The organism is Pseudoalteromonas sp. SANK 73390 (assembly GCF_054966645.1).
This window is the reverse complement of sequence record NZ_ARPN01000115.1, coordinates 1-23367: the sequence shown is the minus strand read 5'-3', so window position 1 is coordinate 23367 and position 23367 is coordinate 1. Positions and strand designations below refer to the sequence as shown.

The following is a 23367-nucleotide window of genomic DNA, read 5'->3' as shown; positions in this document are numbered from 1 at the left end:
ATATTGCTGTTTGCACCAGATGCAAAGCAAGTTGTAGGATTAATTGAACAATCTCGCTGGAGTCGTGATATTACGACAATTGGAAAAAGGGAAAAACACGCGACGACGCCTTACGAAGAAAAAGAAGGTTATAAATGGGAGTCCGCGTCACGAGCGATGGCTGAGCGACTTAAAACACAGATGTCGAACATCATTTCAGTATGTGACCGAGAAGCGGACATCTATGAATACTTGCAATACAAACTGACCGAGCAACAAAGGGTCGTCGTACGCTCTATGCAAAGCCGCCATATTGAAGAAGGTGAGGATAAGCTCTATGCGTTTGCAAGCGAGTTAAAAAGTGCTGGAACAAAACAAATCCACATTGCTCAAAGAGGAGGTAGGAAGGCCCGTAGCGCAACACTGGATATCACTTATGCACCAGTGACGCTCAAAGTTCCTTACAATAAGAAAGGGCAATCCCTGCCAGTTTACTATGTTGGCTGTGCAGAGCGAGGAAACCCTGAAAACGACTTAAACTGGCACTTATTAACCAGTGAACCGGTAACTAGCAAAGAAGATGCCTTAGCCATCATCACATACTATGAGCACCGTTGGCTCGTTGAGGAGTACCATAAAGTTTGGAAAAGTGACGGCACGGATATAGAAAGTTTACGCCTTCAAAGCCAAGAAAATATGGAAAGGTTGGTGACGATTAATGGCTTTATCGCCACACGAATATTGCAACTAAAGTTCGCCAATGAGCAGCCAGACTCACCAAGTTGTGAACAGCTGTTATCTCCCAAAGCATGGAAGCTATTATGGTTAAAAAGAATAAAGGCACCATTGCCAGCAACCGCGCCAAATATGTCGTGGGCATATCGAGAACTGGCTAAGTTAGGAGGCTGGAAAGATACCAAGCACACAGGACGAGCATCTGTCAAAGTGTTATGGCAAGGATGGCTTAAATTACAAGCCATCCTTGAAGGCTACGATTTAGCAAAGTCTCTTAAGTCAGACTTGTGATCAAGAGGCAGCTATTTAGTGCCTTTTTCAATCGCTCCATTCTCATCATGATGCTGAGTTGACCATGCATTAACTAACGCTTTAACCAGTGACGCCAGTGGAATTGCAAAAAATACTCCCCAAAAGCCCCATAACCCACCAAAAAATAGCACAGCGACAATAATATATACCGGGTTTAAATCAATCGCTTCAGAAAATAATAAGGGCACTAACACATTGCCATCAAGGGTTTGGATCACCCCATAAACAATAATCACGGTCCAAAACTGAGCTTCTATACCAAATTGAAACATAGCCACAGCTGCAACCGGAATAGTAACTAATGCGGCACCAACAAATGGTATCAAAACAGACAGCCCCACTAGTGCGCCTAATAACGCTGCATAACGAAGATCCAACACAGAAAAAGCGACAAAACTAGCACTGCCAACAATCACAATTTCAAATACTTTACCACGTATATAATTCATGATTTGATGATCCATTTCAGACCAAACTTGACTTATCAACCGACGTTCTTTTGGGATTAAGCTTTCTATACCCCGAGTTAATATGACTTTATCTTTGAGCATAAAAAAAACCAGTAACGGCACAAGTATTAAATAGATAAGCCAAGCCACTGCATCTTTTAGTGAAGTTAAAGAAACAGATACAATCATTTGCCCCAATTCAATGACTTTTGACTCTACACTTGCAACTAACGTTTTAACTTGCTCAGCAGAAATAAGCGCAGGATAGTCTTGTGGTAAATGAAGCAAGAATGCTTTGCCCTGCTCTATCATATGTGGACTTTCTTGAAATAGATTACTGGTTTGTTGCCAAAGTACAGGTACAATACCTAAGAGCATGGCAAGGCATAACCCTAAAAACAGAAAAATGACTAAAGTTGTTGCCAATGAACGATTCGGCACAAATTTTTGTAAACGTGTAACAGGCCAGTCGAGTAAGTAGGCAATAACCAACGCTATTAGCACTGGTACTACAAATGGGCCAAAGAAATATAATATAGCCACTGATGTGATCAACATCAAAAGCAAAGTAACTGAATGCGGGTCTGAAAATTTATTTTGGTACCAAGCTTTTACAATATCAAACATGGTTGGTGTTCACCTCTAGAAATGGCGCTATGCCTTGATGATGTGAAAAGATAAATCGATGTTGTTCAAGGTAACGTACTATATCACTAATATCTTGCTCCGTTAGATAATAAAATTGTACTTTTGTAGTTTGCTGTTGAGCCTGACGTAAATGCCACTTAAATTGTACAAATAACTGTGGGCATTTAAAAAGTGATAAGTCCACCTTATGTACCGCTGCCATACTGCTTTAAACCTCAGACCTATTCATGCTAAGCCATTATGTTAACATTAAGCTATTACAACTTAAAATATAGAACCAGTGGCTTGAACGCACACAATGGTTTATTCTTTTACATAGAAATACAATTGGAGTACGGCTTGTCATGCCTAAAGCAAATGGCAAGGCTTCTTTGCCTGCCAACCCCACACTTAAAGAAATCAACTGGTATAAAAAGCAGATAAACTGGGGCGAACTTCCCCCATTTTACCATATGATTGCATCTTCTATCAGTGAGGCAGAGGGTATACTTCACCATGGCTTTGATAACGCAGTTAAACGAGTACTAGACAAGCGAAACTGGAACTTAGAGCTACTCAATGGATACGAAGATGAAAATGGCCTCATTCATTGCGAAGAACGCCCTCGCCTTGCGCTTCATCAAGTATTTACTGACCGAGGTTTTGAATTATGGGCATGCCCGTTTGCCAAAAATGTACAAATTGACCAATACATTAAAGATAATAAATTTATAGAATTTAAAGTTTGGGATCCTCATTCCATGAAAAACCTAATAAGAATCAATCAACTACATAAGTTTATAGGATTTTATTTCGAAAGGGGTGATGCGGCTGATAAGGCGCTAATTCTGCATGCCCACAAAGTTGTCCACAAAATAATTAATTTTTTACATGCTGAAATGAACATTGTCTCTATTGATGGAGTCTCAATTAAAGATTTTTATATGATGTGTGAAAGAGATAGCCGAGCATGTAGTGACGAAATTGATGTTGCACGTTTAATGCTCGGTGAAGATATAAACAAGGATTAAAATGAGACTACCCCCTCTGCTTCATGCTGTTGTTGGTTCGGTGATGTTATTTACAAGCCAAATCAGCCATGGGCAAAGTACTTTAAAACTGCCAGATTTGGGCACCTCTGCACTACAAGTGTTACCGATTGAGAAAGAGCAAGCGATTGGCGATGTAATGATGATGCAGATTGCAAGTCAACTGCCTTTAGTACAAGACCCCGTGCTTGATGAGTATTTAACCAGCCTAGGAAATAAATTAGTTGCTAATGCAAATGATGTTCGCTTTGGTTTTGAGTTTTTTTGGATAAATAATCCAGCCATCAATGCGTTTGCTTTTTATGGCGGCCATGTTGGCGTACATACAGGGTTAATTGCGCAATCAGATAATGAATCTCAACTCGCTTCTGTACTTGGCCACGAAGTTGCGCACGTAACACAACGCCACTTGGCAAGACGGATGCAACATGCAAAAGACAATAACGCCCTCACTTTGGCTGGTATGATTGCGGGGATTTTAACCACCATTGTTGCGCCTGATGCTGGTATCGCGATTCTTTCCGCAAATTCTACCCAAGCACAGCTGGGCCAATTATCGCATAGCCGTAAAGCTGAACAAGAAGCTGACCGCTTTGGTATGCAAACGCTGTACGAGGCAGGATTTGACCCATCACAGTCCAGCGAGTTTCTTTCTAAGCTCTCAGCACAAATACGATATAAAACCAAACCACCGGCTTTTTTACTGACCCATCCACTCCCTGACTCTCGAGTGTCTGACGTACGTTTAAGAGCACAGCAATTTGAACCTCGTTATGTCCCTGCTAGCTTAAAGTTTGAACTGGCCAAGAGCCGTGTACTGGCAAGATATCAATTTGAAAGTATTCAAGCGCAGTCTTATTTTGAAAATCAGCTACGCCTAAATACTTCTGAACTTCACCAACTCGCTTTAGAATACGGCTTAGCGCTGAGCTTACTTGATCAAAACAAGCTTGAACAATCACAAGTTTTATTAGATAAACTATTAAAGCATGATGAAAATAATCTTTTCTATTTAGACGCTTATACAGACTTACTGATAGCACAACAGCGCCCAGAACAAGCGACAAAACTACTACAACTAAAACATGAGTTCCGCCCGAATAACCAAGTGCTCACATTAAATCTTGCCAATGCGGCAATTGAAGCTAAGCAACTCAATATGGCAGAAAAACTGTTAAAGCTATTTTTGCTTGAAAAACCAAAACATGCACTTGCAAAAGATTTATTGCTAAAAGTTTATAAAGAACAAGATGATAAAGCTGCATATCATGAAATGCATGCAAGCCTTCTTGCTCAGTATGGCGCATATTTAAAAGCCGCAGATGAGATACAGCGAGCACTAAATTATACCGACGATAAAGAATCTGTTAAAGAAGCTAGATTAAAAGCATTACTAAGCCAATACCGACAAATGCAAAAAGAACTCGCGAAGCTTTAAGTCACAAGTTACATCAATTAAAATGCCTAAAAAATTTCAGGAATTATTATGTCAGTTACTATTTATCACAACCCACGTTGTTCTAAGTCACGAGAGACGCTTGCATTACTCGAAGAGCAAGGAATCAAGACCAATGTGGTAGAGTACCTTAAAACACCAATGAACTTAGAAACACTCAACGGATTAATTCAACAACTTGGTTTTAGCTCAGCACACCAACTTGTCAGAAATAAAGAAACAATATACAAAGAACTCAATCTTAATAAAGACACCGACGAAGTTGTATTACGCCAAGCAATGATAAACAATCCAAAGCTTATTGAACGACCAATTGTTGTTAATCAACAAAAAGCGGCATTGGGTCGCCCACCTGAATCAGTGTTGACCATCCTTTAATGATCACAGTTGTTGTTTTATATCACTCAAGTCATGGTTCAGTAGAGGCTATGGCAAATGAGATCAGTGACACGCTGGCCTTTCTCGGTGCAGACGTTAGACTCAGGACTTTTGAACAAAGATATAATTATGATCAAGTTATTACCAAACAAGACCTCATAGATTGTGATGCACTGGCATTTGGAACCCCAACTCGGTTTGGTATGATGGCAGCACAAGCAAAAACATTTTGGGAAACCACCAGCGATTTATGGCTAAAAGGCCAGCTGATAGACAAACCTGCCTGTGTGTTTTCATCCTCAAGTAGTATGCATGGTGGCAATGAAGCTACGCTTTTGAACTTATCATTACCCTTGCTGCACCACGGTATGATGCTACTCGGGGTTCCATATGATGTACCTGAACTGCTGGACACGACATCCGGCGGCACTCCCTATGGCGCAAGTCACGTCGCTGGCAAAGACAACTCAAACCAATTAAGTGAATGTGAAAAGCGTATCTGCCGTGCCGTAGGAACTAGATTATTTAACATAGCAAGTAAACTCAAATGACAAAACCTCAGAAAAAGCCCCTTACCCTTTTTTACCAACGACTCGCATTATTTGGTTATATTGGTCTACTCATCCTTATGCCAACTTGGTTATATATCTTGGCACCGAGAGAGGGCTACAGCAACGGCTTTATATTTGTAGTCTATATTTTACCACTATTACTGCCTTTAAAAGGCATCATACAAGACAAGCCTTACACTTATGCTTGGGCTAACTTCATTGTAATGGTTTACTTTATCCATAGTTTAAGTTTGCTTTGGGTATCCCCTCAAGAAATGCTGTGGATCATGCTTGAACTCATTTTTGCAAGTTCAATGTTTATTGGCTGTACATACTATGCACGCCATAGAGGACAAGAATTAGGGTTGAAAATTCGAAAATTAAAAGATGAGCTTGCAGAAGAAAAAGCGGCTCACACTGGAAACAAAGACGACTAACGCCTTAGAATTAAAGTTGCGAGGTATTAACCTCGCAACAAAGTAGTCCAAATCAGTAATGCAAATAATATTTGCGCACTGACACTAAACCAACTAAGTGCACTAAGCCCTTTAAGTGACCATGGATGAGACATATTTGGATATAACTGTCCTCGCCTAACACTGCGTGCCGACCCAAACAATAGCAAGCCAAGCGCGGTTGCAACTCCTACGAGTAAAGATTTATCTTCAATATACTCACTGAAAAATAGCAACAATTGTACCGGTAATAATAAACTAACTAAAGCATAAAGAAAATGTACTTGCTTTATTTTTAACCACTTACCTTGCTCAGACAGCTCTTTAATCCCTTTTTTTTCAAGTGTTTTCTTTGCAACAAGTAATGGTGTTTTCATCGCTAACCGATACGGACTCTGGCCCTGATCATCTTCTTTTGTGGCATCAACACCCTGCTGAATTATCAATTCTATCATGCTTGCCAAATTAGATTTAACCGCAAAATGCATCATAGTTTGCCCTTGGAGATCGGTATCATTGATATCATGATTTGGTAGTAGCTTTTCAACCACGTTAACAAACCCTTTTTCAATCGCCCACATTAGTGCTGAACGCCCTTGTGCATCACGCTCTGTACCTTTAGCCCCTCGCGTTAACAAGTTTATTAATTCCGGTTGTTTAACTTCATTCGACATAACTTGATTTAACAACGCCTGTTCAAGCAACTGCGCAACTTGCTCTTTGTCATCACACAGTAGCTCCAGCAACTGATAAAACTCTCCTTGTTTTTGTAATAGCCGTTCGGTAGCTATCGTCGCAGTCGCAGGCCTATCACTGATACAAGTGTCTATATTCGCTTCTACCGCTGCTCTAAATGAGACTTTCTCCCAAGTACTACTCGCCTCTTGTGGCGTTAATGTCATACCTGTGGTTAAACACCAAGTGAACACTTGTTCATATTTTAACGACACTAACAAATCAAAGAAATTAGGGTAACTGACGGCATCTTTTTGCAGCGTTAAGTCACTGTACTGTGCAAATCGCTCAAGCAGCATGACACTGAGCTCTTGACGTGTCATGCCTGATTGCTCTATGTGTGCAAACAACTGCGCAGTATAAGCTTGTTGTTGCTCATCATATTCATCAATGTGTTGAAAATAGCATGATTCAAATGGCTCAATGGGTTTTAGCCATTGCAAATAAAACAAAGGAGGTAATACGGTTGCTTCAACGCCTTGTTCATCTTTATTGGTACTACAATTTGGCCAAGCTTCAAGTGCATCTAAAATAAATGCGCCGTTTTGCTCTATCAACCCACGTAGCAACAATGGATACTGAGATGGCCAAATTAAAACATGTTCCATGAGCAAGATTTCACCTTTAAAAAACCAAATTTACTGTCTTGATCAGACTAAGTTGATAAGCCTGACTGTTGGGTGAATGATACCAATATCATGTTAAAAATGCTTAATTAAATCTACTGCAATTGCCAGATAAATTTTCAGTTAACGCACAAACCTTCTACAATGGCATCATAGTGTCAATTTTATAAAAGATGACAACAAAAAATGGGGAATTATCGTGCAAGAACAATTAGAAACTTGGCATGTCATTTTGATCATTGCAGGTGTGCTTGGAGTAGTTTGGAGTAATATTGCACTGCTAAAATACTCAACTAAATTTGATTTAAGAAACAAACTAGATAAGCAAATTAAAAACAAAGATGAAGAGGACAAAGACGCGGATTAAATCAACTTCACTCCGCGTCAATATTATAACCAGATTAGCCCACTAACCAATGTGCCATTAATGCAATCACAGGAAGGGTTACGAGTGTGCGTAATATAAAGATAACAAATAACTCGAGTAAATTGACTGGTATTTTACTACCCAATAATAGAGCACCAACTTCTGACATATAGATCAGCTGGGTTACACTCATTGCAGCAACAATAAAGCGAGTAACATCACTTTGAATATTGCTTGCAGCTAAAATGGATGGAATAAACATATCCGCAAACCCAACCACTATCGTTTGTGCTGCTTGCTGTGCTTCAGGTACATTCAACAGCTCTAAATACGGCACAAATGGCGTACCTAATACTTGAAAAATTGAGGTATGCTCAGCAACTATTAACGCAAGCGTACCAACTGCCATTACAACAGGTAATACGGCAAATAACATATCGAGTGCGTTACTAACTCCCTCTTGAACCGTACCTTTAATACCTGGCGCTTTTTGTGCTTTTGTCAAAGCAACATTTAAGGCATGCTTAAATAGCGTTTTGCCCTCAGGCACCGCTTCTGCGTCTCCATCAGGGGATGTATCGTCAATATAGGTATCTTTTTTAAATCTAAGCGGAGGTAGGCGCGGCACAATAATTGCTGCCACAAATCCCGCTAAACAGACTGTTAAATAAAATGGTGCAAATAAATGTTCAAGCTTGACTTGGCCAATCACAACTAAGCAAAATGTAATAGACACCGCAGAGAAAGTCGTACCTATAATCGCTGCTTCTTTTTGTGTGTAATATTTATCTTCATACTGCCTAGCGGTCATTAAAATACCGACACTGCCATCCCCTAACCATGAGGCAACGCAATTCACGGCGCTTCGACCTGGTACGCCAAACAATGGTCGCATTACCTTCGTAAGCAAAGTACCTACCAGTTCAAGCAATCCAAAGTTAAGTAATAGCGGCAATAATAATCCAGCTAAGATAAATACAGAAAACAGCACAGGCAATAAGTCATTCAAAACTAATCCGCCAGTATGGCTTGAATGAATAATACTTGGACCAACTTTAAAGTAGGTCATCAAAATAAAGACCATACCTAACAGGCGTGTCACGAGCCAAATCCAACTTATTTGAAACAAATGCCTGATCAAATCTATTTTCATCAGTGCAGCTGGCTTTAGCAACTTAACCACCAAACTCATCACACCTGTGGTACATATTATCGTTAAGATCAACGTATCAATATAAGGACCCACAAATCCTTGTAACGCTTTAGCCATTACGGCAATAGGAATGGTCATCGCTTCACCGATGGCAACTGGCGTCATAAATAAAAATACACCAATTAGCGAAGGAACAATAAATGCAAAAAGTGTACGCCAATCAGGCGTCTCAGTGCGACTTGTTTGTGTTGTCATTATATTTAGCCTACAAAAACAAAGAAAAGAGCCTAAGCTCTTTTCTTATTGAAAAAACGACCAACTGATTAAATAGTTAGGCCCTTATCACGCAATACTTGTAATAATATTTGTTGTAACTGCGCCATAACATCGGTTTCTAACACATTTCCTTGCGCATCTTTCCAAGTAAGTGATGTACTGCCATAATCGGTGGTGGCCACTACTATCTTATAATCACCACTTTCTAGTGGCAACTGTACCGTTTCATCGCCCCAAATAGAATCCCAAACACTGTCATCAGGCTTCTCATAACGCGCTAATATCTCGCTTTTTTCATCATCAATTTTGATGATTGTAAAATTCACACGCTCGAGAAATCCAGAAAACCTCTCTGTCACAATATCTACAGATTGCTCGGCAAGCAGTGCACCGTTCCCATCTCTATCAAAGCCAAGCTCTAGCGATAATACACCTTGCTGCTTTCTCATTTGTACTACTAATATTCGATAAAGGTAATCGAACTCAGATACCACTTCGTTCACAGCCCTTGCTTCAAGTTGCTGTTTAAGCAACTCATTAAGCGCTACATTATCGCTTTTATAATCTAGCAGTTCAGCACGAAGTGATGCCGTTCTTTGGTGTTCTTTTTGCTCAACTATGAAACGAAATTTTTGCTGTGAGACTACTTCGTCATCTTCCCAAAACCAACCTTCTACAGGTGTTATTAAAGAATACCAATGAGTACTTACTGAGCCTTCATCACGATTGTCATCACTTAATGATGTGTTGTGGCTTGCCATAACACTATCTACCGAGTTCCAAATAAAACCGACTAGGTCTTCAATACCATCGTTTTTATCAAAAAACACGCGGGCCATTTGGTCACCTTCTTCAACCCAACTGCCTTGTGCCACTGTTAACACTTGCTGCGGTGGACGATAGCCTTTCGCGTCTGGATCGCTTTCAAAACGCTCTACAGACATTGTATACATCGGATCTTGAGATGGCTGCTGTAGGTGTGCCGGCACTTTTACAGGCTCGTTTGCACGATAATTACGTTCGTGATGCGCATCGTTTGTAAAAACACTACATCCAGATAAACCAAGTAATACGCCGATAGCCAACGTTTTTGGGATCCAATACTGCACTGATTATTCTCCTTAGCAGACCCGTTAATTTTTATTTCATTACTATGATTAGGGAATGCTGGTTTGGTTCACTGTCTGGTTAAAATATTCCAAAAGATAGCAAGTTCTTTTGAAATTAAAGGATTAGTTATAATTAACCAAAAAAATTTGCAACTATGGTACTTTCCAATGGGCATAAACACAAGAAAGGCATAAAATTATCCATTCGCTTGTGTAATAAATTCTAAAACAGACATGTTTAGCTTGATGTTCTGTGGTACCATTTTTGGTTAAATATCAATTATCCACTGTATTCTATTCTTCATTGCGATTATGCTCAATGCTAAAAGAATACCGTCATAGAGGTTAGGTTTCATTAATGACTGCATTTGCCAATCAACAACTGGTATTAACCGCAATAGGTGAAGACCGCTCAGGGATAGTGAGTGAACTTACACAGCTCGTGAGTGATTGTCACTGTAATATTATTGACAGTCGCATTGCAATTTTAGGTAACGAATTCACTTTTATTATGTTGCTCAGTGGTGACATGTCGGCCATAAGCCGCGTTGAACATAGCTTGCCAGTAAAAGGTATGGAACTTGGGCTGTTAACAATGATGAAGCGAACCAGTTCCCACCAACAAGGCAACTTTTGTGCTGGCTATACGCTGGTTTATGAAGGCTTAGATACCCCTGGTACACTCAGTAAAGTAACACGCTTTTTTGCCGAACAACAAGTCAGTATTTGCTCCTTGAAATCAGATACGTTCGAGCAAGGTGAACAAGTAAATATGCGCTGTGAAATAGAGTTTAATATTCCCAGTGACGTCAATGTAGATGAATTTAAGATCCGCTTTGAAGATCTTTCTCACTCGCTCAACGTAGATTATATTTTAAGACGAATTCGCTAAGGATTAACATGAAAACATTAACAGCTGGCGAGCAAGCCCCACTTTTCACTTTACAAAACCAAAATGATGAAGCCGTTTCTTTGGCTTCATTACTAGAGCACAATCAAGTGTTGGTTTACTTCTACCCAAAAGCACTAACACCTGGGTGTACGGTACAAGCCGAACAACTGCGTGATCACAAAGCACAACTAGGCGAACTAAATACCATTGCCGTTGGTATCAGCCCAGATGCGGTAAAAAAGCTTAAAAACTTTGAAACTAAAAAAGAGCTAAATTTTGATTTACTCTCTGATGAAGATCACACAATCGCCGATGCATTTGGTGTGTGGGGGTTAAAGAAGTTTATGGGCAAAGAATACGATGGTATTCACCGTCTTAGCTTTTTAATAGACCAAAGTGGTAAAATTAAGCATGTGTTTAATAAATTTAAAACCAAAGAGCACCATCAGGTAGTAATTGATTATTTAAAAGCTAACTAAACCAAATCGAGAAGTGTCCCTATTCTTAGGGCCACTTCCTAAAGCGCGGTTAAAATTAAGTGCACACTCATCGTTATGTCTATAACAAACAATGTAATTCAACTTTAATAATATAAGCAACGCGCATTGCTTGCAAAAGCGCTCAAGATATTTTGTTTTAAATATGTTAATTTAAAGACACACCTGTAAACGAAAATATATAATCAATGCTGCGCTTTTTGCTAATTACATCTTTACTGCTTATGTGCCTTTCATCCGTGCAAGCAAAGGTCTGCCAAAAATCTGAAAATAATATTACGGGTGATATTTTAACATGCAAACGCGTAATCCAAACACTGCCAAAGCACAGTGATGATGCATTTGAAGCAACGCTTGAATTGGTTATTCTCTATCGCCAAGCTGGTGACATTAAGCTGGCGGACCAAGCACTAAATGCATTGCTAAAACAAGACCTGAGTACGCTTAATAAATATAAAACCACCAGACAAAAAGGTATTAATGCCTACCATCAACGTGAATATATTCAATCACTCAGTTACTTCCATGATGCTCAGCTGTTAGCATTAAAATTAGCTGATACCAGTCTAATCGGTAAGTCAGCCAATGATTTAGCGAATGGTTATCAAGCATTAGGAGACTTAGACACGGCTTTAATGTTATTGCTAGAAAGCTACCAAATCGCAAAACAGCTCAACGATATCCATCGACAAGCTATCACCCTCAATAACCTAGGCAATGTGTCCAGAGATATTGACCAGCTAGATGATGCCATATTGTCTTTTCGCCAAGCTCACCTGTTACACCAACAGACAGGCAACATCAGCAAAGCAAACCACACCATTATTAGCTTAGCTGAAGTGTTTTTTAAAAAGAGACAATTTGATAAAGCGGTGAGCCTTATCCACGATATACTTGAACCACTCAAACAAAGTGGTTCTCATGCACAAGTCTCTAGAGCATATTTACTATTAGCAGAAATTGCTATCGCACAAAATAACATTCAACAAGCGGCTCAATGGCTCAGCGCCCAAAGCCACACTCGCCAACTTATACAAACCAATCATGTTGACCAACGTGCACTGCTGGTCGGTGCTAAATTGAAGCAATTAGAGGGCGATCACAACACAGCACAAAGTCTTTTGAAACGGGGCCTCAATGCCCATAGTCAGCAAAATAGTCAACTCACAGAGCTGTTTTACATCGCCTTGATCCAATCGCAATTAAAGGCAAATCAATTCCAAGACGCCACCGCAAGCCTGCAAAATTATAATAGCATGCTCAAAAACAGTCGTTTGCAAAACGAAAGCTTATATCAATTTCGCTTACAAAGGGCCAATATCCTAATGTCACCAAAGCAAGAAAGTAATATAGGACTATATGTTACTGTGTTTTCTACAATCGCATTTTTACTTGGCGTATTAATAAGTTGGATATATTTTAAAAAACGCCGTCAACGTTTAAGCGAAGCCAACGACTCATATACACAATTAAATCAGCCAAATGTCCGCCTACTAATGGTTGAAGTCATGACCCTTGCATTAACTATCTGGGAGCAAACTAGCGGAAAAACACGTATAGAGCTTGCTGAGCAGAGTAAAACGTGGAAAGTAAATATTGATGATGGTCGGTTGCGCGTAAGAACATTTGAAAGGTATCTAAATATCAAAACGTTACCAAAAAAGCCACGCTGGAGAAATATTGTCGCAACAGCCAATTATGTGCTCCAGCACTGCCTAGTTGAACATCCACTAAGAGAAAAGCTTCAACAAAAAGTACATCAACTTGAATCAGTTGTGCTCAATATAGGTTAATTTAAACTTAACGGTTCTGATCACATAAATAACAAGCCAAAGATACGCCCATACTCGCGTTATATTGCTGATGATGACGGTCACCTTTAAATTCAAATGGCCCCTCAAAACGTGCAAACACTTTCATTTGTGGGCTTAACGATTCGCTGTAGTTAATCATATTGCTGCGTAATGATTGGCACATTTTGTTACCCATATCATAAGCTAGTCGCCAATCGTCAAACTGTCCGCAATCAAGCATAGGTTCAGCAACATTACCTAATAGCTTTGCATTAAATGCATTACACACATTACTGCCTTCACTGCGTAAATATTTGAACGTACCAGCAAAGAGAGTCATTTTACCAAGTAAGACCGTTTGTGCCTTTGTACAGCTTTCATTATTTTGCTGTATTTGTATTGTTTGCGAATTATGTCCATAACTGTACCCTGCGATAAGTAAAGCACATAAAAAAATAACCTTGTTCATCACATATTTCCTTTTTATGAGTTCAATTTTTAAGTTGCAAAACACACCCCAATTAACACAGTAGGAATCCATTGCAATAATCACACATTGTCGCAAACCTGCATTACTTGCACATAAAATTACGGGGCAAATGGGTAATTTTTGGTAAAAATAAAAATAAAATTATGATAGTTATACTTTTGTTTTATTTCACATGATAATTAGTAACGATAAATCCTCCATGGGCCCCGCATCTTAGTACATTTACCCAATTGACCCCTACATGGCCCAGAAACTTTGTTCAATCACGTCAAAATTACCATCACTATTAAATTGCACTTGAATTTTCTGTGCCCATTATTAATGAAGGAATAGATCATAATGAATCGAACAATATTTAACCCCAATGCATTGAGTATTATATCCGCTGCACTTTTATTTAGTGGTACAGCTTTGAGCTCGATAGCAGCTGAGGCGAACATCAAGAAACAAGAAAATGGACAAATGCTGCCCACACAAGTGAGTGCTCAGACATGGCAAGCAATCTCGAATTGGTCTACAGACTCACTGTCTTTACTTGAGTTTATTGCTAGCAACGATGAAGAGTATGAACTCAACCACTATATAGAGTTGTTAACCCGAGATCACCGCGATGGTGAAATACTGAGGCAACTAAAAGAGTTGGATACCACTGTATTGGACTATTGGCCACAGGCGATGAATGAAACCTCTCCTGAAGATAATTTTTTATTCACAAGATATATAATACAATATAAACCAGCACAATTTGTTCAATGGCTTAATCGGTACAAGGCCATCTCACTCTCTCAATACCTTGAGCAAAAAGCACCTCAACTCTTTAATGCATGGTATGAAGAGCATGCAGCCCCTAAACGAAAAGGGCTTTCAATCTTAGAATACAATAGCGCATTGCCAGCTGAAGTTTACGCTGAATTAAAAGACTTACTCAGTAAAGACCCTTCTGGTGGTACAAAATCACAATGTGCCTGTCAAATGATCACACCAGTTACAGGTTCAGGCCATGTTGTCACAAACTACCCTGCTACTCCAAGTAATTGGTCAGACTATTCAAGTGATAGCAGCGGCTTATCAAAACATAAATTAGATTTTAAAACCACAGCATACGGTGCTTTTCATTCAGGTGATGGGATACGCTGGTCAAAACACAAGGCATATGGCTATGACTCTAGCATTAACCATAATTCTAGCGAGTTTTATGTGAAAATGCTGTGCACCGATGCAGGCGGCTTTGACTGTAACCAAAGCAACTCATGCACTGGCAATTTAGAAGTTCGTGGCACATATTCTTCAAGATACCATGTTAAGGGGACGGCTAAGCAAATTTGGTCAAAAGCCACCAACTCTCACGCAGGGGATGGTGCAAAGTTTGCTGTTGACTTACCAGGCTCCGCACCTGAAATAGTGTTATTCAACAAAGCGGGTGGTGCTGCTATGAGCTACAATACTGGATGGGATATCAACTCAGTACTTGGTGCTTTAAAAGCGGCTTTGGGTATAACTTCTGCCATTGTAAGTGACAGCCCAGGCAGTTTACTCGATGGTGAACTTGCCAGTGATCTCATCACCAATATTGCCGGCATGGTCACCCGCTCAGGTAATGAAAAAACGGTCAATAGCACGATGCGAGCACGCTTTGACTCATCAGACGTTAGTCCTTTTCTCTTGCAGCCTAATGAAGTATACCACTTTACACTTGATTCAAGTGCGAGGGTAAAAGCCCGAGGCTATGGCGGTTATTCTGATAGTCACTTTGAGTACGGCAGCTCAGGTGCATTGATGTATGCAGCTAATCATTTCACCTGTGGCACAAATGTAACCCCTCCAACGCCAACCGGATTGTGGTTTTATGCTGACCAATCAGGACCAGATAGTAACGCCTCGTTACGCAGTGATGTAGAAAATTGGCTTTCAATACAGCTTAATAAACCAGTTAGCGCAAGCCAGTCACAAGGTATTGTGCACTAACTTGGCACCTGTGTGGGGCCGCTATGTTGCTCCACACTCATCACCTACAAGGAATCATTATGAAACATTTCACATTGGCTGTGCTTGCATATTTTGCCATGTTGGGCTGTGAATATGCCTCAGCACAAGGTCTGAACCGCGATACATCAACATTACCCATTTTATTTTTTTCGGATGCGCAGCGCTATCAAGCAATATCACCATGGTATACCTTGAGTTATCAACAACAGCAAGTAGAGCTTACAACTTGCCCAGATCAATCATGTAAACAAAGTTTCAAGTTTAGCAATTTAAACCACGCCAGCTCATTTAACGAAAACCACTATCAACCAAGCTTAAAAGGGCAAGTTGGCAATCTACAGCAGCAAGATACATACTCTCAACTTACGCTAGGGCACTATAATGACAATACTTTGTATGTTAGCGGCAATCAAAGGCGGGTAGTCTTTACACTTGATGTTACGAATCAACCTGCTCACCTGCAATTTCAATTTACTGATGGTTTTGACACGAAGCTTAGCGAAAATCAACATTCTATCCAGCGTACACCCCAAACCTGCCGTTCAAAAACATGTTCAACCTATTGGCAAGCATTCAATGTCACCAAGGGCGGGCACTATATACCAGCTAGGTTTGCCACAACAGAAGATGGCGGTTGGCTAATTAAAAACTCACCAACGGCTGTCAAACTAGAGCTTTCAACTCTTATTGGCGAATATAAGCCGCCCGTCAAACGCTACCATCATGATAATCTTACCGTTACGAGCCGAAATATAGCGCAAGATAGCGCCATAGTTTTGCAAAAAAAAGACGCTTATCAGAAGATAAATTTAATTGATACACGCGTTATTGAATTTGCAGCAAATCATTGGTTATTGAATCAAGGCGATACACTTCTATTAACCAACGATCATGCTGATATCGTCGCAACGACGAGTTTACTGTCCTTGGGGCTAAAACATGTAATAAACAGTGCAATAGGATTAGAAAGCAGCTTTATATTAGGTCTTGCTGCTAAGGACACAGAATCTCGCCCATTAACGCAACCTATTATCACTCAATACCCAAAGAAACATAACTCAAAGATGGTGGCAACACGGCTCATTGAGCTTGACCGCAACCTCAATGCACACTTTGCAACCACCTTATATTTACCCGAATCTGCGCTTTATGATGCAACCATCGAAAAGCGCCCCTGGGGACTGTTAGTAGGCACTGGCGAAGCGACTACAACATCCACGACTCATACATACCAAACGAATCAATCATCATCAGCAATGCTTGGTTGTCCATTTATAGCTGATGGTTACGGATATGGCTTATTGTGTTGGAAGGCTTTAAACAATCCAACCCTAACCTACACCCCTAGCACAGCAAGCGGCATGATCCCAACTACAGTTGTAGATAATACCACTCCAACGCTCATGAATGAGCTTGAAAACAACCAACACGGAATAATTTTTAAAGATGCTGGAGTACCTGTAGACCCTGGAGGCTCATGGACTCACCCAGATAACATTGCAACGAGCAAAGAATATTTAGGCCTGGCAATTGCCATGTACCACACCCGTTGGAACTCACCCGTTGCCGCAAATATTATCTTCCCTGCTGGTAATCCAGCACAACCGGTCATGTTTCGAGAAGTTGAATACCAAGCAGCAAATAGTAGCCACTTACCTCACAATATGTGTAATAACTTTGCGGCCAGCTCAGGTTACCCAGAGTATCAAGCAGCAAATGCTTGTATGACTCAATCTGGATTTGGCTTGTTCACCCTCAAAACACTGACTTTTGATCGCTGGCAAAGCAACAACTACTCGCCTAATCAAAGTGTTAGTGGGCAAGATAACAGCTGGTTTCCATGGTTCACTAATTTTGTAGGCGATCCACCTGTGACAGACATATTTGAAGGCCAAACAAGTGTTGAGATGCTAAACCGCATTAAGCATAATGCCGCGCAGTACGACTATTTAGTACAAGACACTTACTTACAAGGGGCGCTTGTTAGCCAGTCTAAAGTTTTAGGTTATTATCGTACCCAGCTTTAGAGCTGTGTATTACTTTCTCTAAAGCTTAAGACTCATAAAAAGATAGCAGCATGCTATTACCTGCTATCTTTTCTACCGATACTAATTTTTTGATTGTTTGCTGCTGTTATCAATTAATACCAATATATTTATGTACTTGTACTGACAAACGCCAGTTTTTCTTCATACAAGTGTCGATTGCGAGTTTTGTAGCTGAGGTTTTTTGACTGATCGGTTGTAAATAAACAAGCTTAGGTATGACACCAGTTTGTTCAAACAACAGTTCAAGCTCTTCAACATGCTTTTGCATTGCGACGGGGTGTTTAATCTCATCTGCACGCTGCATAGCACTGGTCAAAACATCATAACCACCACGCATATTAATTTTTGGCGATACGGTGACCCAAGTCTGTGCAGGCACTTTGATTTCAAAGGTACCACTGGTTTCAATTTGAGTACTATAGCCAGCTTCATGAAGTAATTCGCACACTGGCACTAAGTCAAACATACATGGCTCGCCACCTGTGATCACGACATGTTTTGCGAGGTAACCTCGTTGTTTAAACATAGCAAGTATTTGTTCTGGAGTCGCCTCAGCCCACCACTGTGAGTCTGCTTTTTTCTCAACCGTTTTATCCAAGGAAATACGATAGGTTGGATTTATATCCCACGTTTGTTTGGTATCACACCAGGCGCACCCAACTGGGCAACCTTGAAGACGTAAAAAAATTGATGGTACACCAGTGTAACTAGCCTCACCTTGAATAGTTTCAAAAATTTCATTGATTTTGTACAAAACGGCTCCGTAACAACTTCAAAAACTCAAAAAATCGCCTTTGGAAATTGTTATTTCCTCAGCGGCCGTGTAGTATATCGCGCCCTGAAGTAAACCTCTATTAAAAATCGAGGCAAAGCCCTATGAGTGAAAAAGTCGTTGTCATTTATTCTGGTGGTATGGACTCATACACCGTATTAAACAAAGCCGTTCGTGCAGGTTATGAAGTCTATGCGCTGTCTTTTAACTATGGCCAGCGTCATGTTAAAGAGCTAGAAGTGGCATCACAAGTGTGTGAAAAGCTAAGTATCGCGCACAAAGTGGTAGATATTTCAGCCATCAACCAGCTCATTGGCGGCTCTTCACTTACTGATGATATTGACGTACCTGAAGGCCACTACGAAGAAGAAAGCATGAAAAGCACTGTAGTACCTAATCGAAATATGATTTTACTATCATTAGCAGTTGGCTATGCAGTGTCTTTGAAGGCCAACAAGGTTTTTTATGGCGCGCATTCAGGAGATCACGCTATTTATCCAGATTGCCGACCTGAGTTCGTTAAAAAGATGGATGATGTCTGCAAAGTAGCCAACTACGAAGAAATTGACATTGTTTGTCCATATTTAAATAGCAGTAAAATTGACATTTTAACTGACGGTTTAAATATGGGCCTTAATTACGGTGATACTTGGACTTGCTACAATGGTCGAGAGAAAGCGTGCGGAAAGTGTGGTGCTTGCCAAGAACGCTTAGAAGCATTTCAATTAAACAACGCACAAGACCCACTAAGTTACGAAGCCTAGATATATTTCCGGGAGCCTTCTACTCCCGTATCTCTTTTTTCAGTCTCTCATGACACAAGTCACTTCCTATCAAGCCTGATTGTGTTAAATTAATCATCAAGTCATGTTTGCGTCAACAGCAATGGAGGAAGTTATGTCTGGTACGACGATGATTGTATTGATTGTGTTTATAACGGTGGGTTTTAGCATAATCAGTAAAATGTTTAATCGGTATCTATCACACCAAAAATCACAACACAGTAAGCATAATGAAGCTTTAAGTGCAGAGCTTGGTGCGCTTAAAGAGCGCGTAGCCACACTTGAAAAAATAGTTACTGATGACGGCTACGTGCTAAAAGAGCAATTTAAAAACCTTTAATTCTTTTATACTCTTTTATTGTGAATGTGAGAAGTAGTCTGCAGTGCCATGCGCCTCTAAAGCTTCAGAGAGCTTTTTGAGCGCTAACTTGTAGACTGAAACACGCATTGAATCATCACCTTGTTGATAATGTTGCCACGCCTGTTCAAATGCACTGTGCATATAACCTGCCAGCTTATCGTGCACTTTTTGTTCAGACCATGCTTCTCCTTGGCGATTTTGACACCACTCAAAAAAACTCACAATAACGCCACCTGCATTAGCCAGAATATCAGGAATGACTTGAGTGCCCTGTGCATTCAGCTGCTGGTCGACATCTGCGGTTATTGGGCCATTAGCTATCTCTACAATATATTTAGCATGAACTTGATCAACATTATCTGCTGTTATAACCCCTGCCAATGCCGCAGGTACTAATAAATCAACATCAAGCGTCAATAGCTCATCATTGCTAATGCGAGTATGCTCCCTATCTTCACAAACTGAGTGCTGACAGTAAACTGCTTTCAATGTGTTACTGCGCTGCTTTTCCTCATATACGCTTTCTATATCGAGCCCCTGTTCACAATATATGCCTCCTTTAGAGTCACTAACGGCCACTATTTTATACCCAGCACCTTGCAGTAGCCTTGCGCAATGATATCCCCCATTACCAAAGCCTTGTACCGCAACCGTTTTGTCCTGAACCTGCCAGTCTAATTTGTTTGCTAATGCTTCAACACATAAAAAAGCACCTCGCCCAGTGGCGCTATCTCGTCCTAAGCTGCCACCAAATGCAACTGGCTTACCAGTGATCACATCAGGACATTTTGTGCGAGTGATTTTTTCGTATTCATCCATCATCCATCCCATAATACGAGCATTGGTATACACGTCAGGCGCGGGAATATCCAGCTGAGGACCAATAAAGTCTGCATTAGCTCTAATGTAAGCACGTGCTAAACGTTCCAACTCCATCGGGGAAAGCTGCTTTGGATCAACAGTAACCGCGCCTTTTGCACCACCAAATGGTACATTAACCACTGCACATTTTAATGTCATCCAGAGCGCTAAAGCCTCTACTTCATTTTGATCGGCATCTTGATGAAAACGAATACCCCCTTTGGTGGGCCCAAGTAAATCATTATAACGACAACGATACGCTTTGAAATAAGCGGTATCTCCACTGTCTTTTCTAATTGCAATATTACTTGTTAGAGTACTCTGCGGCTGATTTAGCGCTTCCAACACAAGATTATATTGATCGTTACTTTTCCCGATATTGTCGAGCCTAGTTAATGCATCTTGCAAAATATTCTTAGCCATTGTTACTCCTAGATATTTCTCTAGCTATTGGTACGGTGACACTTCAAGAATAGTTTAATAATGGCAAAGATAAACGGCTTAGTAGGTCTATATTCAATAAATTTTAAGGATCACGGTTCAATTTCTAATTCATCTAAGAATCGGCATGGTTTATCGTTTGGTTTAAATAAAAACACCTGTTGTTTAGCCCGTGTTAAAGCAACATAAAATAAACGCCGCTCTTCAGCAAAAGGATAGGACTCCTGCTCAGGTAACATTGCATTTAACAGAGGACGAACACGCGCTTGAGCAGGGAAGCCACTCTTACCTTCATGCAGACCCATCAAAATACAAACTTGTGCCTCTTTACCCTTAGAAGCATGAAAAGTCATCGCTTTGATATTCAAGCTTTTAAACATCTTTTGCAGCTCAGTTAAACGCTGTTTGTTTGGCAGCAACTTATGAAAACGCGCCAATAAAAATACGCTAGACTCACCGTTACTAGCAATCTGTGCGAGTGTACTTTCCAACGCCATATCATCACTCTCTACCGTTTTGACAACAAATGCCGCAACGGACGAACTGGCATAAGCACTAAGGTGCTTAAAGATTTGCGTGGAATTTGCACAAACGAATTGACTCGACACATCTAATATTGCTTGGGGGTAACGAAATGTTTGATCCAACACATCTACAGTGGCCTCTCCAAAATACTCGCTAAAATGAGTCGTCAATTTAACGTCTGCACCGCTAAAACGATATATAGATTGCCAATCATCACCAACAGCAAAGAGATAACGTTTTTTCGATTTACCAAGCAAAGTATGTAATAGCTTTGCCCGAATTGGCGACAAGTCTTGAAACTCATCCACCATGATATGCACCCAAGGCACAACAAATTGATTGTTTTCTATATAATTGATTGCTTTAGCTATCATATCTTCAAAGTCGATAGCTTGCTCACTTTCCAAATAAAGTTGATACTCCCCGATAATGGGTTTAATGCATTCAAGCAACTCACTGCAGTCAAGTTCAACTTGAGGTAACTTAGACAGCAAACGTGAGTTTTTGTAATGACTTATAAGCGTAGCAATATGTTTGACTACGACTGAACATTTTGGAGAGTTTAAAAACGCTACTGCATCACCTACCGTGATATGGCACTCTATCTGACAAAACTGCTTAAATATAGTGTGATACCTAGGCTGTAAGCAAAGTGCTTGTAAAGTATCGAGGATAAACATATGCTTTTGTGTTTGATCACTCACCAAGTCACTAAGCTTTGGTTTTTGGCCTTCAACCATTTCAATAATATGCAAACCCAAGGCATGAAAGGTCATACAACTAAAACTTTCACCCGCTCTTTTTTTAAGCTCTCTTGCAGCTTCATTACCATATGCCAGTAATAATACTTGCTTAGCATTAGCAGCTGCACAGTGCACTAAAAACTGTGCACGCGCCACCATCACGCTTGTTTTCCCAGTGCCTGCACCAGCCAATAATAACTGTCGTTCATCTTGGACAATACATGCTCGCCTTTGAGCTTCTGTGAGTGGCAGCTTCTCAACATTATCAAAAAAGTGCTTAAATTGGTGTGCCTGATAATTAATGTATGCATGACGGAAACCTGCAATATCGGTATCTTGCCATTGTTGGATCTCTTCAAGCGTATAAAGTGCCTGTCGCAAATCATCAGGCAAAGTAATGATAGGTTGCCAACTTAACCATTGAGATCCTATTTTCGCTACAATTTCACGCACTCTTTTAAGGTTTCCAAAAGATAGATACTGCCGCTGTAACAACTGTTCAATTTTACCAATAGTGTTGATAAGGGTATCACCATGTTTTGCTATCCAAAACTGCTGAAAATGCACATTTACTTCGTTACATCGCGCCACAGTGACATTATGTATGGTCTTATTGCTTAAGGTAATTTTAACACGAAATAGAATGATACCTGATGAAATAGAGGGTGGGCAGAACATCTCTTCCCATAGAAAACAATGACTACAGGTAGTGCTAACTAATTCCAGTTGCTTTGAATTAGCATTTAGGTGGGTGTATTGTGCAAATACCCCTTTTGCTGAAAAGTTACTTAGGTTCAATTGTTTATACACTGAGAAGTAATGGCTGCGACAGTATTAACAGGTCTTTGAGTAATGTAAAGCGCACTCTAGAGCACTTAACTGTATTAGCTCATGAACTAAAAAAGAGATATAAAAAAAA

The 23367-nt window shown here is 40.2% G+C and carries 23 protein-coding genes; 14 read left to right on the top strand and 9 right to left on the bottom strand.

Features of this window, described 5'->3' with window-relative positions:
• The coding region (locus SANK73390_RS16195) for an IS4 family transposase (RefSeq protein WP_462767321.1) at positions 1-1005 on the top strand (1005 nt) is incomplete at its 5' end.
• Positions 1006-1016: 11 nt separating this feature from the next.
• On the opposite strand, the gene SANK73390_RS16190 is transcribed toward SANK73390_RS16195, so the two are convergent.
• Together SANK73390_RS16190 and SANK73390_RS16185 are read right to left on the bottom strand one after the other, a co-directional pair.
• A complete protein-coding gene (locus SANK73390_RS16190; RefSeq protein WP_462767319.1) occupies positions 1017-2102 on the bottom strand; it encodes an AI-2E family transporter in 1086 nt (361 codons plus the stop codon).
• The gene (locus tag SANK73390_RS16185) at positions 2095-2325 is read right to left on the bottom strand and encodes a hypothetical protein (protein ID WP_261592268.1); all 231 of its coding nucleotides are present in this window, start codon (positions 2323-2325) and stop codon (positions 2095-2097) included. The genes SANK73390_RS16190 and SANK73390_RS16185 overlap by 8 nt, the downstream gene beginning before the upstream one ends.
• A 142-nt stretch (positions 2326-2467) precedes the next feature.
• Between SANK73390_RS16185 and SANK73390_RS16180 the strand changes: the two genes are divergently transcribed.
• Genes SANK73390_RS16180 through SANK73390_RS16160 form a run of 5 tightly spaced genes read left to right on the top strand, consistent with a single transcriptional unit; the run spans position 2468 to position 5973 of the window.
• Positions 2468-3133: a hypothetical protein gene (locus tag SANK73390_RS16180; protein WP_462767316.1), complete on the top strand. Its 666-nt coding sequence runs from the start codon at positions 2468-2470 to the stop codon at positions 3131-3133.
• A gap of 1 nt (position 3134) precedes the next feature.
• Positions 3135-4589, top strand: coding sequence for a beta-barrel assembly-enhancing protease (gene bepA / locus SANK73390_RS16175; RefSeq protein ID WP_462767314.1), 1455 nt, complete (start codon positions 3135-3137; stop codon positions 4587-4589).
• 48 nt (positions 4590-4637) lie between these two features.
• Positions 4638-4985: an arsenate reductase (glutaredoxin) gene (arsC, locus tag SANK73390_RS16170; protein ID WP_462767311.1), complete on the top strand. Its 348-nt coding sequence runs from the start codon at positions 4638-4640 to the stop codon at positions 4983-4985.
• Positions 4985-5536 carry an NAD(P)H:quinone oxidoreductase gene (gene wrbA, locus SANK73390_RS16165; protein WP_462767309.1) on the top strand — a complete coding sequence of 184 codons (552 nt, stop codon included), beginning with the start codon at positions 4985-4987 and terminating at the stop codon, positions 5534-5536. The genes arsC and wrbA overlap by 1 nt, the downstream gene beginning before the upstream one ends.
• Positions 5533-5973 carry a DUF2069 domain-containing protein gene (locus SANK73390_RS16160; protein ID WP_462767307.1) on the top strand — a complete coding sequence of 147 codons (441 nt, stop codon included), beginning with the start codon at positions 5533-5535 and terminating at the stop codon, positions 5971-5973. The genes wrbA and SANK73390_RS16160 overlap by 4 nt, the downstream gene beginning before the upstream one ends.
• Before the next feature lie 26 nt (positions 5974-5999).
• On the opposite strand, the gene SANK73390_RS16155 is transcribed toward SANK73390_RS16160, so the two are convergent.
• A complete protein-coding gene (locus SANK73390_RS16155; RefSeq protein WP_462767305.1) occupies positions 6000-7334 on the bottom strand; it encodes an ankyrin repeat domain-containing protein in 1335 nt (444 codons plus the stop codon).
• A 217-nt stretch (positions 7335-7551) separates the two neighbouring features.
• Here SANK73390_RS16155 and SANK73390_RS16150 point away from each other — a divergent pair, with 217 nt between their 5' ends.
• Positions 7552-7719, top strand: coding sequence for a DUF2897 family protein (locus SANK73390_RS16150; protein WP_462767303.1), 168 nt, complete (start codon positions 7552-7554; stop codon positions 7717-7719).
• A gap of 34 nt (positions 7720-7753) precedes the next feature.
• Here the strand turns inward: SANK73390_RS16150 and SANK73390_RS16145 are convergent, their stop codons facing one another.
• Positions 7754-9127 carry a YjiH family protein gene (locus tag SANK73390_RS16145; protein ID WP_462767301.1) on the bottom strand — a complete coding sequence of 458 codons (1374 nt, stop codon included), beginning with the start codon at positions 9125-9127 and terminating at the stop codon, positions 7754-7756.
• 68 nt (positions 9128-9195) lie between these two features.
• Positions 9196-10257: an outer membrane protein assembly factor BamC gene (gene bamC / locus SANK73390_RS16140; RefSeq protein ID WP_462767299.1), complete on the bottom strand. Its 1062-nt coding sequence runs from the start codon at positions 10255-10257 to the stop codon at positions 9196-9198.
• A 358-nt stretch (positions 10258-10615) separates the two neighbouring features.
• Here bamC and SANK73390_RS16135 point away from each other — a divergent pair, with 358 nt between their 5' ends.
• The 3 genes from SANK73390_RS16135 (at position 10616) to SANK73390_RS16125 (ending at position 13439) form a co-directional block, all read left to right on the top strand.
• Complete coding sequence (locus SANK73390_RS16135; RefSeq protein WP_261592259.1) at positions 10616-11149, top strand: glycine cleavage system transcriptional repressor; 534 nt, start codon at positions 10616-10618, stop codon at positions 11147-11149.
• A gap of 8 nt (positions 11150-11157) precedes the next feature.
• Positions 11158-11628 (top strand): thioredoxin-dependent thiol peroxidase, encoded by a 471-nt coding sequence (bcp, locus tag SANK73390_RS16130; RefSeq protein ID WP_462767296.1) that lies wholly within the window; start codon positions 11158-11160, stop codon positions 11626-11628.
• Between the two features lie 257 nt (positions 11629-11885).
• The gene (locus SANK73390_RS16125) at positions 11886-13439 is read left to right on the top strand and encodes a tetratricopeptide repeat protein (RefSeq protein WP_462767293.1); all 1554 of its coding nucleotides are present in this window, start codon (positions 11886-11888) and stop codon (positions 13437-13439) included.
• A 7-nt stretch (positions 13440-13446) separates the two neighbouring features.
• On the opposite strand, the gene SANK73390_RS16120 is transcribed toward SANK73390_RS16125, so the two are convergent.
• Positions 13447-13908 carry a hypothetical protein gene (locus SANK73390_RS16120; protein WP_462767290.1) on the bottom strand — a complete coding sequence of 154 codons (462 nt, stop codon included), beginning with the start codon at positions 13906-13908 and terminating at the stop codon, positions 13447-13449.
• Positions 13909-14268: 360 nt separating this feature from the next.
• Here SANK73390_RS16120 and SANK73390_RS16115 point away from each other — a divergent pair, with 360 nt between their 5' ends.
• Together SANK73390_RS16115 and SANK73390_RS16110 are read left to right on the top strand one after the other, a co-directional pair.
• The gene (locus tag SANK73390_RS16115) at positions 14269-15894 is read left to right on the top strand and encodes a hypothetical protein (protein ID WP_462767287.1); all 1626 of its coding nucleotides are present in this window, start codon (positions 14269-14271) and stop codon (positions 15892-15894) included.
• A gap of 59 nt (positions 15895-15953) precedes the next feature.
• Positions 15954-17942, top strand: coding sequence for a hypothetical protein (locus SANK73390_RS16110; protein WP_462767284.1), 1989 nt, complete (start codon positions 15954-15956; stop codon positions 17940-17942).
• Positions 17943-18051: 109 nt separating this feature from the next.
• Here SANK73390_RS16110 and queE read toward each other — a convergent pair whose 3' ends face one another.
• A complete protein-coding gene (gene queE, locus SANK73390_RS16105) occupies positions 18052-18717 on the bottom strand; it encodes a 7-carboxy-7-deazaguanine synthase QueE (RefSeq protein WP_462767282.1) in 666 nt (221 codons plus the stop codon).
• 122 nt (positions 18718-18839) lie between these two features.
• On the opposite strand from queE, the gene queC reads away from it, so the two are divergent.
• Entirely contained in the window at positions 18840-19499 is a 660-nt protein-coding gene (gene queC, locus SANK73390_RS16100; RefSeq protein WP_462767280.1) for a 7-cyano-7-deazaguanine synthase QueC, read from the top strand.
• Between the two features lie 133 nt (positions 19500-19632).
• Positions 19633-19857: a hypothetical protein gene (locus tag SANK73390_RS16095; RefSeq protein ID WP_462767278.1), complete on the top strand. Its 225-nt coding sequence runs from the start codon at positions 19633-19635 to the stop codon at positions 19855-19857.
• A gap of 15 nt (positions 19858-19872) precedes the next feature.
• On the opposite strand, the gene SANK73390_RS16090 is transcribed toward SANK73390_RS16095, so the two are convergent.
• Positions 19873-21162, bottom strand: coding sequence for a Glu/Leu/Phe/Val family dehydrogenase (locus SANK73390_RS16090; protein WP_462767276.1), 1290 nt, complete (start codon positions 21160-21162; stop codon positions 19873-19875).
• Positions 21163-21272: 110 nt separating this feature from the next.
• A complete protein-coding gene (locus SANK73390_RS16085; protein ID WP_462767273.1) occupies positions 21273-23126 on the bottom strand; it encodes a UvrD-helicase domain-containing protein in 1854 nt (617 codons plus the stop codon).
• Between the last annotated feature and the right edge of the window lie 241 nt (positions 23127-23367).